We start from the raw sequence: 12,446 nt of genomic DNA, 5'->3' as shown, positions 1-12,446 counted from the left end.
AGGACGGGCGGGCAACTTATGCGCGTAATTTGGTTCAAGGAAGATCAGAACATATGGCCAAGCCCCATGCAGTTGCGCCCTTATTCAAGGCGCTGGGTGAATACAAGAGCATCTTGATCAGCGTTGGCTGCTTCACGGCATTGATTAACCTGTTGATGCTGGTGCCGTCGATTTACATGCTGCAAGTGTATGACCGTGTGCTGTCCTCCCAGAATGAAACCACCCTGGTGATGTTGACGCTGATGGTCGTGGGCTTCTTTGCTTTTATTGGCCTGCTCGAAGTGATCCGCAGTTTTATCGTGATCCGTATTGGCAGCCAGTTGGAACGGCGTTTCAACTTGCGCGTGTACAAGGCCGCGTTCGAACGCAACCTGCAGCGCGGCCAGGGGCATGCCGGGCAATCCTTGGGCGACCTGACCCATATCCGTCAATTCATCACCGGACCGGCGCTGTTCGCGTTCTTCGATGCGCCGTGGTTTCCCATCTACCTGTTGGTGATTTTCCTCTTCAACGTCTGGCTCGGGGTGTTGGCCACGGCCGGCGCGCTGCTGTTGATCGGCCTTGCGTGCCTCAACGAATACCTGACGAAAAAGCCATTGGGCGAGGCCAGTGGTTTTTCCCAACAGTCGACGCAACTGGCCACCAGCCATTTGCACAACGCCGAAACCATCCAGGCCATGGGCATGCTCGGCGCGTTGCGCCACCGCTGGTTCGCCGTGCATTCGCAGTTCCTGGGTTTGCAGAACACAGCCAGTGATACCGGCTCGGTGATCACTTCTCTGAGCAAGTCCTTGCGCCTGTGCCTGCAATCCCTGGTGCTGGGCCTGGGCGCACTGTTGGTGATCAAGGGCGATATGACCGCCGGGATGATGATCGCGGGCTCGATCCTGATGGGCCGCGTACTCAGCCCCATCGACCAGCTGATTGCGGTCTGGAAGCAATGGAGTTCGGCCAAGCTGGCCTACCAGCGCCTGGACGAATTGCTGCGCGAGTTCCCGCCGGAAGTGGAGCAGATGAAATTACCGGCGCCCAAGGGCCAGGTCAGCTTTGAACAGGTCAGCGCGGGCCCGCCCGGGCGGCGCATGCCCACCCTGCATCAGGTCAGCTTCACCCTTGGCGCCGGCGAAGTGCTGGGCGTGCTCGGCGCCTCCGGCTCCGGCAAATCTACCCTGGCCCGCGTGCTGGTGGGCGTGTGGCCGACCCTGGCTGGCACCGTGCGTTTGGATGGCGCGGACATCCATCGTTGGGACCGCGACGACCTCGGCCCGCACATCGGCTATCTGCCCCAGGACATCGAACTGTTCAGCGGCAGTATCGCCGACAACATCGCACGCTTTCGCGAGGCCGACCCCGAGTGGGTGGTGAAGGCTGCGCAACAAGCCGGCGTACACGAATTGATCCTGCGGCTGCCCCACGGTTACGACACGGTCCTGGGCGATAACGGGGGTGGCCTGTCCGGTGGCCAGAAACAACGGGTGGCCCTGGCGCGTGCGCTGTACGGCGGGCCGCGGCTGATCGTGCTGGACGAGCCCAACTCCAACCTCGACACCGTCGGCGAAGCTGCGCTGGCCAGCGCCATTGTGCAGATGAAGGCGCAGGGCAGCAGTGTAGTGCTGGTGACCCACCGTTCTTCGGCCTTGGCCCAGGCCGACAAGTTGCTGGTGCTCAACGAAGGGCGTTTGCAGGCGTTCGGGCCGAGCCAGGATGTGCTGCGGGCGTTGTCCGGCCACCGGGACCCAGCGCCCCAAGGTAGGAGCGAGCTTGCTCGCGAAGGGCATTAACGATGACGCGCCCTGATTGGATACACGCGGTGACGCTGAGTTTTTCGCGAGCAAGCTCGCTCCTACAGGTTTTGCGTCAAGCAGTAAGGATGTCAGCATGATTCACGAACAACACGACGCCCGATTTTTCGTACGCATGGGCTGGCTCCTGACCGTGGTCGGTGCCGGTGGCTTTTTCCTCTGGGCCAGCCTGGCGCCCCTGGACCAGGGCATCCCGGTGCAGGGCACGGTGGTGGTCTCGGGCAAACGCAAGGCGGTGCAAACCTTCAGCCCTGGGGTGGTCAGTCGGATTCTGGTGAAGGAAGGGCAGTGGGTGAAGCAAGGCCAGCCGCTGTTCCGTCTCGACCAGACCCAGCACCAGGCCGACGTGCAGTCCCTGCAAGCCCAGTACCGCATGGCCTGGGCCAGCGTCGCGCGTTGGCAGAGCGAGCGCGACAATCAATCCTCGATCACCTTTCCCGCCGAGCTGAGCAGCAGCCCCGACCCGGCATTGGCGTTGGTACTGGAAGGCCAGCGCCAACTGTTCAGCAGCCGTCGCGAAGCCTTTGCCCGTGAACAGGCAGGCATCCGCGCAAATATCGAGGGCGCCACGGCGCAGCTCAACGGCATGCGCCGCGCCCGCAGCGACCTGACCGCCCAGGCCCAGTCCCTGCGCGAGCAATTGAGCAACCTGCAACCTTTGGCCGACAACGGCTATATCCCGCGCAACCGGTTGATGGAGTACCAACGCCAGCTGTCCCAGGTGCAACAGGACCTGGCGCAGAACACCGGCGAAAGCGGCCGGGTGGAGCAGGGCATTCTCGAATCGCGCCTGAAATTGCAGCAGCACAGCGAGGAATACCAGAAGGAAGTGCGCAGCCAATTGGCCGACGCGCAATTGCGCAGCCTGACCCTGGAGCAGCAACTCACCTCGGCCGGCTTCGACTTGCAACACAGCGAGATCAACGCGCCGGCCGACGGCATTGCGGTCAACCTCAGCGTGCACACCGAGGGCGCCGTGGTGCGTGCCGGTGAAACCCTGCTGGAAATCGTGCCCCAGGGCACGCGCCTGGAAGTCGAAGGGCACTTGCCGGTGCACCTGGTGGACAAGGTCGGCACCCACCTGCCGGTGGATATTCTGTTCACCGCCTTCAATCAGAGCCGCACCCCGCGTGTGCCGGGGGAGGTCAGTCTGATTTCTGCCGACCAGATGCTCGATGAAAAAACCGGCGCGCCGTATTACGTGCTGCGCACCACCGTCAGCGAGGCGGCGCTGGAGACACTCCACGGCCTGGTAATCAAGCCAGGCATGCCCGCCGAGATGTTCGTGCGCACCGGCGAGCGTTCGTTGCTCAATTACCTGTTTAAGCCGTTGCTCGACCGCGCCGGCTCCGCGTTGACCGAGGAATGAGCATGAAACCTGTGTTCATCGCCTTGCTGTTGACCTGCGCAAATGCCCAGGCCGCCATGGGCCCGTTCGATGTGTACGAGCAGGCCCTGCGCAACGATCCGGTGTTTCTCGGCGCGATCAAGGAGCGCGACGCCGGCCTGGAAAACCGCACCATCGGCCGCGCGGGCCTGCTGCCCAAGCTGTCGTACAACTACAACAAGGGCCGCAACAACTCCCAGGCCACCTTGCCCGACGGGCGCGGCGGCACTTATCACGACGACCGCAACTACAACAGCTATGGCTCGACCTTCAGCCTGCAACAGCCGTTGTTTGACTACGAGGCCTACGCCAATTACCGCAAAGGCGTGGCCCAGGCGCTGTTCGCCGATGAAAGCTTTCGCGACAAGAGCCAGGCCCTGCTGGTGCGGGTGCTGAGCTACTACACCCAGGCGCTGTTTGCCCAGGACCAGATCGACATCGCCCGCGCCAAGAAGAAGGCCTTCGAGCAGCAGTTCCAGCAGAACCGGCACCTGTTCCAGCAAGGCGAGGGCACCCGCACCGATATTCTCGAAGCCGAGTCGCGCTATGAGCTGGCCACAGCCGAAGAAATCCAGGCACTGGACGAACAGGACGCCTCGTTAAGAGAACTGGGCGCGTTGATCGGTGTGCAGAGCGTCAACATCCACGACCTGGCGCCGCTCAACCAGAGCTTTGCTGCGTTCACCTTGACCCCGGCCAACTACGACACCTGGCATGAACTGGCGATCAGCAACAACCCCACGCTCGCGTCCCAGCGCCAGGCTCTGGAAGTGGCGCGATATGAAGTGGAGCGCAACCGCGCCGGGCATCTGCCCAAGGTCACCGCGTATGCCAGCTCGCGTCAGCAGGAGTCCGACAGCGGCAACACCTACAACCAGCGTTACGACACCAACACCATCGGCGTGGAAGTCAGCCTGCCGCTGTATGCCGGTGGCGGCATCTCCGCATCCACCCGCCAGGCCAGCCGAGCCATGGAACAGGCCGAGTACGAACTGGAAGGCAAGACCCGCGAGACCCTGATCGAATTGCGTCGGCAGTTCAGTGCCTGCCTGTCCGGTGTGAGCAAACTGCGCGCTTACCAAAAGGCCCTGACCTCGGCAGAAGCGCTGGTGGTGTCGACCAAGCAAAGCATCCTCGGTGGCGAGCGGGTCAACCTCGATGCGTTGAACGCCGAGCAACAGCTCTACAGCACGCGGCGTGACCTGGCCCAGGCGCGTTACGACTACCTGATGGCCTGGACCAAATTGCATTACTACGCCGGCAACCTGCGCGACACCGACCTGGCCAAGGTGGATGAGGCGTTCGGACCGGCACCGCATTGATTGGCTTTCTCGACAATTCCAACAACAGAGAGGCAAGACCATGGGCGTGTTTGACTATAAAAACCTCGGGGCCGAGGACTCCAAAGCGTTGTTCGCCGATGCCATGGCGATCACGCTGTATACCTACCACAACCTGGATAACGGCTTTGCCGTGGGCTACCAGCACAACGGCCTGGGGCTCGGTTTACCGGCCACGCTGGTCGGTGCTCTGCTGGGCAGCACGGATTCCCAGGGCGTGATTCCCGGCATTCCCTGGAACCCGGATTCGGAAAAAGCTGCCCTGGAAGCGGTGCAACAAGCCGGTTGGACACCCATCAGCGCAAGCACCTTGGGCTATACCGGCAAGGTCGACGCCCGTGGCACGTTCTTCGGCGAAAAGGCCGGCTACACCACGGCCCAGGTCGAGGTACTGGGCAAGTACGATGACGCCGGCAAGTTGTTGGAAATCGGTATCGGTTTTCGCGGTACGTCGGGTCCTCGGGAAACGCTGATCAGCGACTCCATTGGCGACCTGGTCAGCGATCTGCTCGCGGCCTTGGGGCCCAAGGATTACGCCAAGAACTACGCCGGCGAAGCCTTTGGCGGCCTGCTCAAGAACGTCGCCGAGTACGCCAGTGCCCACGGCCTCAGCGGCCACGACGTAGTCGTCAGCGGCCACAGCCTGGGCGGCCTGGCCGTCAACAGCATGGCCGATTTGAGCAGCGGCAAATGGGCCGGTTTCTACAAGGATGCCAACTACGTGGCCTACGCCTCGCCGACCCAGAGCGCCGGCGACAAGGTGCTTAATATCGGCTATGAAAACGACCCGGTATTCCGTGCGCTGGACGGCTCATCCTTCAATTGGTCGTCATTGGGCGTGCATGACAAACCCCATGAATCGACCACCGACAATATCGTCAGCTTCAACGACCACTACGCCTCGGTGCTGTGGAATGTGCTGCCGTTTTCCATCACCAACCTGCCGACCTGGATCTCGCATTTGCCCACGGGTTATGGCGATGGCATGACGCGCATTGTGGAATCCGGTTTCTATGAGCAGATGAGCCGCGACTCGACCATCATCGTGGCCAACCTGTCCGACCCCGCCCGGGCCACCACCTGGGTACAGGACCTCAACCGCAATGCCGAACCGCACAAGGGCAACACCTTCATCATTGGCAGCGACGGCAATGACCTGATCCAGGGCGGCAAGGGCGCAGACTTTATCGAGGGCGGCAAGGGCAATGACACCCTCCGCGACAGCAGCGGGCATAACACCTTTTTGTTCAGCGGGCAGTTTGGCCAGGACCGGATCATCGGCTATCAAACGACGGACAAGCTGGTGTTCAAGGGGGTGGAGGGCAGCGTGGAATACCGCGAACACAGCGGCGACACCGTGATCAGCTTTGGTGGGGATTCGGTGACGTTGGTGGGGGTGGTTGGATTGTCGGGGGAGGGGATCGTTATCGGTTAAAACTGTGGGAGGGGGTTTGCCCCCCTCCCACATTTGGACAGCGCTGGCGGCTGGAAATCAGTCTTCTTTACGCACCGTGGCTACATCGTCGGCTTTGACCCGGACGCGCTTGCCGGCGATATCGGTGAATTCATAAAACCCGTCGGCGGTCTTGGTTTTTGGGGAGTCCTTGGTCAAATACTGCGTACCGTTTTGCAGTGTTACTACGGTTTGCGTCGCGCAACCGGCCAATACCAGAAAAGTGAGTGCAACCAGTGGCAGACCCAAATTCTTCATGTTCATAACCCTTACCGTTAACCCTGAAAAGTCCCGCGCCAAGGGCTGCGGGCCATAAATGTTACGCCATCGACTCCCCCATCTGATCACTTTTATACAAAAAGTTGCGTGCGCCATTTATCTATTACCGATTGCAACAGCGCATGGGTGGCGGCACTCTGTATGCATAACCAGTATTTGATCAATGCGTACCATGGCCAACCCCCTCGAAAACCCGCTCTATTACCTGCATAACTTCCGCCAGGTCCTGCATTGGCTGGGGCAACGCTATGCGGACCTGCTCGATGCGGACGAACAGCATTTCATTCAGCAATTCGACAGGTTGCCCCAAGCGTCCCAGGCGCTGTTGGTGCGCATGGTGATGCGCAAGGGCGTGCATTTTCGCGCGGGCAAACTCCGCTACCCAGAGATCGGGTGTACCCATGGGGCTGTGGGGCCCTTAAGACAATTGGGTTGGGTCGATGACCAATCCCCACTGGCGTTTGAGGTGTTGTTTGCGTTGCTGCAAAAAGGCGAAATCCTCAGCACCTTCAAACCCTGGATCGAGCAGCCCAGGGGCAAGAAGACCGACTGGCTTGAGGGCTTGGCGACGCAGTTCACCGAAACCCGCAGCTTTGCGCAGTGGTGTCCCGAGCTTGCCGAACCGCTGTACAGCCTCACTGTGATGGACTTGTGCGAGCGATTGCGCCTGATGTTCTTCGGCAACCTGCACCAGGATTGGTCGGAGTTCGTGCTGGCGGACCTGGGCATCTACACCTACGAAAAAGTCCAGTTCTGTGCCGAATCCCGTGGCTTGCGCAGCCGTGACGACGTGCACGGCGTGCTGTTCCTGCACCAATGCCAGCAAGCCTTTGAACGCGGTGAGGCGCTGCAGGATGTGCTGGCGCAAGTGGCCTTGCTGACCACCGACAACCCATGGTTGGAAAAACGCCGGGCCAAGCTGTTGTTCCAACTGGGTCAGTATTGCGAGCGCAGCGCCGAATTGGCGTTGGCGGCGCAGATCTATCGCACCTGCGCCTACCCCGGCGCCCGCGCGCGACTGATTCGCGTGCTGGAACGCCAGGAGGATTACGCCCAGGCCATGGCCCTGGCGAGCATCGCGCAACAGTCACCGGAAAGTGCCGCCGAACAGCAACACCTGTTGCGCGTCATGCCACGTCTGCGGCGCAAGCTGGGTGAACCCCGGCTGCCCACTCTCAAGCCCCGGGAAGTCCCGCGCCTGGACCTTGAACTGGCACTGCCTGAACCCCTGATGTCGGTGGAGTACTGCGTCCAGGCCCACCTGAGCGAACCGGATGCGCCGGTGCACTACGTCGAAAACGGCCTGATCAATTCGCTGTTTGGCCTGCTGTGCTGGGAGGTGATCTTCGCGCCGCTGCCGGGGGCGTTTTTCCACCCGTTCCAGCGCGGGCCGGCGGACCTGCACAGCGAAGACTTCCACCAACGCCGTGCGCCGCTGTTCGCCGCATGCCTGGAGCAACTGCAGGATGATCGCTACAAGGCCACGATCCGCCAACGCTACGCGGAAAAATGGGGGATCCAATCACCCTTCGTCTTCTGGAACCTGCTCAGTGAAGAACTGCTGGAACAGGCGTTGCACTGCTTGCCCGCCGAACACTTGCGCTACTGGTTCGAACGCCTGCTGCTGGACATCCGCGCCAACCGCGCCGGCATGCCGGACCTGATCCAGTTCTGGCCCGCCGAAAAAACCTACCGCATGATCGAAGTCAAAGGCCCCGGCGACCGCTTGCAAGACAACCAACTGCGCTGGCTGGCGTTCTGTGGCGAGTACCAGATGCCAGTGACGGTCTGTTACGTGCGTTGGGCGGAGCAGCCCGCTTGAGCTACAGCGTGGCCGTGCGAGCACTGTGCGAGTTCACGGCCAAGGTCGGCGACCTGGACCTGCGCTTTACCCCATCGCCGAGTGCCCAGGAAGGCATTGTCGGCCACCGCACCGTGGCCTCACGCCGCAGTGCGCACTACCAGAACGAAGTGGCCCTGGAAGGTGAGTACCAACAACTCAAGGTACGGGGCAGGGCCGACGGCTATGACCCGGACGCCAACCGCCTGGAAGAAGTGAAGACCTATCGCGGCGACCTCGATGCCCAGCCCGCCAACCACCGGCAACTGCATTGGGCCCAGGTCAAGGTATATGGCTGGCTGATGTGCCAGAAGCTCGGGCTGACGGAAATCGACCTGGCGCTGGTGTATTTCGACATCGTCGGCGAGGGCGAGACCCTGCTCGATCAACGCTTCCAGGCGTCCGAGCTGGAAGGGTTCTTCAACCAGCAATGCGCACTGTTTCTGGGCTGGGCTCGCCAGGAAATGCAGCACCGCGAAGCGTGCAACACGGCGGCGCAAACCCTGGGGTTCCCCCATGCCGACTTCCGTCCCGGCCAACGCGCGTTGGCCGAGTCGGTGTACAAGGCCGTCAGCACCGGTCGCTGCCTGATGGCCCAGGCACCCACCGGCATCGGCAAGACCATCGGCACGATCTTCCCGCTGCTCAAGGCCGTGGCACCCCAGCAACTGGACAAGGTGTTTTTCCTCACCGCCAAGACTCCCGGTCGCAAACTGGCCCTGGATGCGGCCAAGGTACTGCACGCCAGCAGCGACTTGCCCCTGCGCGTCCTTGAACTGGTCGCGCGGGACAAAGCCTGCGAACACCTGGACAAAGCCTGCCACGGCGACTCCTGCCCGTTGGCCAAAGGCTTCTACGACCGCCTGCCCGCCGCACGCATCGCCGCGTCCAAGGTGCGCCTGCTCGACCAGCGCAACCTGCGCGATGTCGCCCTCGCTCACGGGGTATGCCCCTATTACCTGAGCCAGGAAATGGCGCGTTGGGCCGACCTGGTGGTCGCCGACTACAACTACTATTTCGACTTCGGCGCCATGCTCTTTGGCCTGGCCCAGCTCAACCAATGGCGCGCTGCCGTACTGGTGGACGAAGCCCACAACCTGGTCGAGCGCGCCCGCTCGATGTACAGCGCCAGCCTCGACCAATACAGCCTCAAGACCCTGCGCGACACCGCGCCCGAGCCGCTGAAGAAACCCTTGCAGCGCCTCAATCGCGAATGGAACGCCTTGCACAAGGACCAGCTCGCGCCGTACCAGGCTTACACCGTGCGCCCGGACAAACTGCTCCAGGCCCTGAGCCTGTGCACCAGCGCCCTCGGCGATTACTTCAACGACCATCCCGAAGCCCTCAGCGGCGACCTGCAAGCCTTCTACTTCGAGGCCCTGCAATTTGCCAAAGTCGCCGAACTGTTCAACGAACACTTCATCTTCGACATCAGCAAACGCCAGCTCGGCGGCAAACGCAGCAGCTCAACCCTGTGCCTGCGCAACGTGGTGCCCGCCGAGTTCATTCGACCGCGCTTGACGGCAGCCCGCAGCAGCGTGTTGTTTTCCGCCACATTGAGCCCACGCCACTACTACGCCGACCTGCTCGGGCTGCCGACGGACACAGCTTGGGTCGATGTGGAATCGCCGTTCAAGGCCGAGCAACTGCAGGTACGCATTGTCGACGCAATCTCCACCCGTTTCGTGCATCGCCAAGCCTCGCTGGCGCCGATTGTCGAACTGATCGCCCGCCAGTTCGCCCTGCAACCGGGTAACTACCTGGCGTTTTTCTCAAGCTTTGATTACTTGCAACAGGTGGCGCAACTGCTCGCCGAAACACACCCGCAGATCCCGTTGTGGCACCAGTCGCGGGGCATGGCCGAGGCCGAACGCCAAGGGTTTCTCGACCAATTCACCGAACATAGCCAAGGCATCGGCTTTGCCGTGCTGGGCGGCGCGTTTGGCGAGGGCATCGACTTGCCAGGTGCACGCCTGATCGGCGCATTTATCGCCACCCTGGGCTTGCCGCAACTCAACCCGGTCAACGAGCAGATAAAACTGCGCATGGCAGCGATTTTTGGCGCCGGCTACGACTACACCTACCTGTACCCCGGCGTTCAAAAAGTCGTGCAGGCGGCGGGGAGGGTGATCCGCAGCCAGCACGACCGAGGGGTGGTGATGTTGATGGATGATCGGTTTGGGGAGGCGCGGGTCCGTCAGTTGTTGCCGCGCTGGTGGGTCGTGACCTGATTGCGGTTACGGCCGGGCCTTGTCCACTATCCAAACGGTCGACACTTCCGAGTAACGTAGCGGTTTTCCTTCAGGGGTGCTGGTCCAGTAAAGCTTGACCGCCTTGCCCACGTTGTCCATGACGACATGTGCCGGAACTACAATCCGGCGGGGCATACCGATGGGCTCGGTGGGGTTTGACGGGATAGCGATACTGGCTTCTGGGCCGACCCAATTAAGCATGACGATGCTGTTCTCCGGCGTATCATGGATGAGTACCACTGCCCCTTCCGATGCCTGGCTCACATCCAGTTCATGATCCACCACATTACGGACCACGGGGGCGAGCATACGGGCCCAAGGCTCACCCACTGTCAATGTCAATCGCAATGACTCGCCGAGCCTTGCCTGATCGCCCGCAAGGTCGCTGGCCTCGTAATACAACTGCGAAGGTCGGCCTTCAAAACGCTTGCTCTCGACCGCCGGCAGTTCGAACTCCAGCAGGCCGTTTTGCGGGCGATCACCCGCACTACGGCTGAACCGATATTCCACTGGGCCATTCGGGTCGGGTAACAACCAAACCAAACTGATCAAGTCCGAAGGCTTCCAGTATTTATGGAACGGTACAAACACGCTGAGGCCTGTTGTATCGGGCGACAAATGCCCGTTGATCAGAGGTCCGTTCAGGTGTGGCTGTGGCCACTGTGGTATGTCGCCCTGCACCGTGGCATAGCTGGCGTGGGAATGGATGACCCCGAAGTCATCATGTTTTTCAAGGACGTAATAGACGCTGACCAGGCCCTGGGCCATATCCCGTAGGTACTCGTAGCCCAGGGGGATACGTAGGGATTGGTTGACTTTTTCGATGCGCCGTTCTTCGTGGTGAGTCAGTACCCTTCCTTGCGCATCGATGCCTTGGCAGTACAGATGCAGGGTGTCATTGACTTCGAAATAGTCGCGTGTTGCGTAAACGACACAGGTCACAGGCCCTCCCGCGAGCGCTTCAAGGTCAATTACATGGGTCTGCGGGTCAGCACCTTCCAGGATCGGGGGCTCCAGTGGTGGCAGTGGGTCCAGGGGGGTTGGGTGTACGTAGACATCAAGCTCTGTGGCGGCGGACCAGCGTGGGGTCATGAAATTGCCCGTATGGCCACGAACTTGCACAATCACGCGAAATTGTCGGCTGTCATGAGCCTGCATGATCAGCGCGTAAGGGACTCGTATGCTGATAGGGTGACCGAACTCCGATTCCTTGACCCAGTGATAAATCTGTTGATCGCCCCAGCACAGCAGGATCCGATCATTTTTGGCCATGTGCCGATAGGGCCGTACCGTAACGATAACGTCCTCGCGAGCCCTGATCTCGCTGAGGCCATGGATCAAGATGTCCTCAGGTAACTGCATCTTAAGGCCTTGATGGCCAGCGTCATCGGAGTTCGGGTCAGCGCCGGCGGGAGGATTGAGGTCCACCCGCAAACGTAGGGGTAATGACGACTCGCCCGTTTGGTTGATACGGCACTCCAATGGATTTATCCAACTGGGGCGGATGCTGGTGGTGGGCAGCAGCAACGGAATCAGTGCCAGCGGATTATCCTCTTCCCGGATGAACGTGTAAGACACGGGGAGGCGTTTATCGTCGATGTATAACTCCAGCAACTCGCCGATGTAGGCGTTTTTCGGGCGATTGATGTAGACCATCTGAGGGTGTTCGCTGTGACGCTGTCCCAGGCTGCCATCGACACCCGGGGTATTGGCGTTAGCCGGAAACAGAGCGGGAAAATACAGCGGACCTAATCCGGTGGTGGCGTCTTTGAAGTCTTCAATCAACTTAAGCATGATGATCCTTCCTGTTTGTATCTGGGGCAGTGCATTCAGTTCTAAATGTCATGCCTGATAGATTTGCGTGATTTCCATGTTTGCCTGTCATCGCGCATGAAATGTAAAGTTGTCCAGCATCGAGTGATCAAAAGTCTCAATATCTATGTGCGTTATAATTTCATCCGCCGGTGCCATAAGCTCAATCCAATGATGCAACTCGCCACCGTCTAAAGACCCTAATAGGAAAAGTTTATTCAAGAGCTTGTTTTTGTTATAAAAAGTGACTGTGGCGTGACGATGAAGAAACGTTAAAGAAA

Annotated in this window: 9 protein-coding genes; 6 read left to right on the top strand and 3 right to left on the bottom strand. The window is 60.5% G+C overall.

Going from position 1 to position 12,446, the window contains the following annotated elements; all coding sequences use genetic code 11:
* Window positions 1-53 precede the first annotated feature (53 nt).
* From AD670_RS19535 to AD670_RS19520, 4 genes are all read left to right on the top strand, one after another.
* A complete protein-coding gene (locus AD670_RS19535; RefSeq protein WP_053135981.1) occupies window positions 54-1,781 on the top strand; it encodes a type I secretion system permease/ATPase in 1,728 nt (575 codons plus the stop codon).
* 97 nt (window positions 1,782-1,878) lie between these two features.
* Window positions 1,879-3,171, top strand: a complete 1,293-nt coding sequence (locus tag AD670_RS19530; protein ID WP_053135979.1) for an HlyD family type I secretion periplasmic adaptor subunit — start codon at window positions 1,879-1,881, stop codon at window positions 3,169-3,171.
* A 2-nt stretch (window positions 3,172-3,173) separates the two neighbouring features.
* On the top strand, window positions 3,174-4,511 hold the full coding sequence (locus AD670_RS19525; RefSeq protein ID WP_053135977.1) for a TolC family outer membrane protein: 1,338 nt from the start codon (window positions 3,174-3,176) through the stop codon (window positions 4,509-4,511).
* A gap of 40 nt (window positions 4,512-4,551) precedes the next feature.
* The gene (locus tag AD670_RS19520; protein ID WP_053135974.1) at window positions 4,552-5,964 is read left to right on the top strand and encodes a lipase; all 1,413 of its coding nucleotides are present in this window, start codon (window positions 4,552-4,554) and stop codon (window positions 5,962-5,964) included.
* A gap of 57 nt (window positions 5,965-6,021) precedes the next feature.
* On the opposite strand, the gene AD670_RS19515 is transcribed toward AD670_RS19520, so the two are convergent.
* Window positions 6,022-6,246, bottom strand: a complete 225-nt coding sequence (locus AD670_RS19515) for a YgdI/YgdR family lipoprotein (RefSeq protein ID WP_053135971.1) — start codon at window positions 6,244-6,246, stop codon at window positions 6,022-6,024.
* A 187-nt stretch (window positions 6,247-6,433) separates the two neighbouring features.
* Here AD670_RS19515 and AD670_RS19510 point away from each other — a divergent pair, with 187 nt between their 5' ends.
* Window positions 6,434-8,083, top strand: coding sequence for a VRR-NUC domain-containing protein (locus tag AD670_RS19510; RefSeq protein ID WP_053135968.1), 1,650 nt, complete (start codon window positions 6,434-6,436; stop codon window positions 8,081-8,083).
* Window positions 8,080-10,332: an ATP-dependent DNA helicase gene (locus tag AD670_RS19505; RefSeq protein ID WP_053135966.1), complete on the top strand. Its 2,253-nt coding sequence runs from the start codon at window positions 8,080-8,082 to the stop codon at window positions 10,330-10,332. The genes AD670_RS19510 and AD670_RS19505 overlap by 4 nt, the downstream gene beginning before the upstream one ends.
* 6 nt (window positions 10,333-10,338) lie before the next feature.
* Here the strand turns inward: AD670_RS19505 and AD670_RS19500 are convergent, their stop codons facing one another.
* Both AD670_RS19500 and AD670_RS31785 read right to left on the bottom strand, forming a co-directional pair.
* Window positions 10,339-12,147, bottom strand: a complete 1,809-nt coding sequence (locus AD670_RS19500; protein ID WP_053135963.1) for a hypothetical protein — start codon at window positions 12,145-12,147, stop codon at window positions 10,339-10,341.
* Window positions 12,148-12,234: 87 nt separating this feature from the next.
* Window positions 12,235-12,446 (bottom strand): hypothetical protein (locus AD670_RS31785; protein WP_218187631.1); only part of this gene is annotated, 212 nt, incomplete at its 5' end.

Origin of the sequence: Pseudomonas sp. MIACH, from assembly GCF_001269925.1 — a bacterium.
GTDB lineage: Bacteria > Pseudomonadota > Gammaproteobacteria > Pseudomonadales > Pseudomonadaceae > Aquipseudomonas.
The sequence above is the reverse complement of the archived record's forward strand: the minus strand, read 5'-3'. Positions and strand labels throughout refer to the sequence as shown.

Excerpts from the sequence above, each read along its gene's own strand:
- AD670_RS19500 (WP_053135963.1), bottom strand. The coding sequence starts at position 12,147 with ATGCTTAAGTTGATTGAAGACTTCAAAGACGCCACCACCGGATTAGGT.
- AD670_RS19535 (WP_053135981.1), top strand. The coding sequence starts at position 54 with ATGGCCAAGCCCCATGCAGTTGCGCCCTTATTCAAGGCGCTGGGTGAA.
- AD670_RS19530 (WP_053135979.1), top strand. The coding sequence starts at position 1,879 with ATGATTCACGAACAACACGACGCCCGATTTTTCGTACGCATGGGCTGG.
- AD670_RS19510 (WP_053135968.1), top strand. The coding sequence starts at position 6,434 with ATGGCCAACCCCCTCGAAAACCCGCTCTATTACCTGCATAACTTCCGC.
- AD670_RS19515 (WP_053135971.1), bottom strand. The coding sequence starts at position 6,246 with ATGAACATGAAGAATTTGGGTCTGCCACTGGTTGCACTCACTTTTCTG.
- AD670_RS19520 (WP_053135974.1), top strand. The coding sequence starts at position 4,552 with ATGGGCGTGTTTGACTATAAAAACCTCGGGGCCGAGGACTCCAAAGCG.
- AD670_RS19525 (WP_053135977.1), top strand. The coding sequence starts at position 3,174 with ATGAAACCTGTGTTCATCGCCTTGCTGTTGACCTGCGCAAATGCCCAG.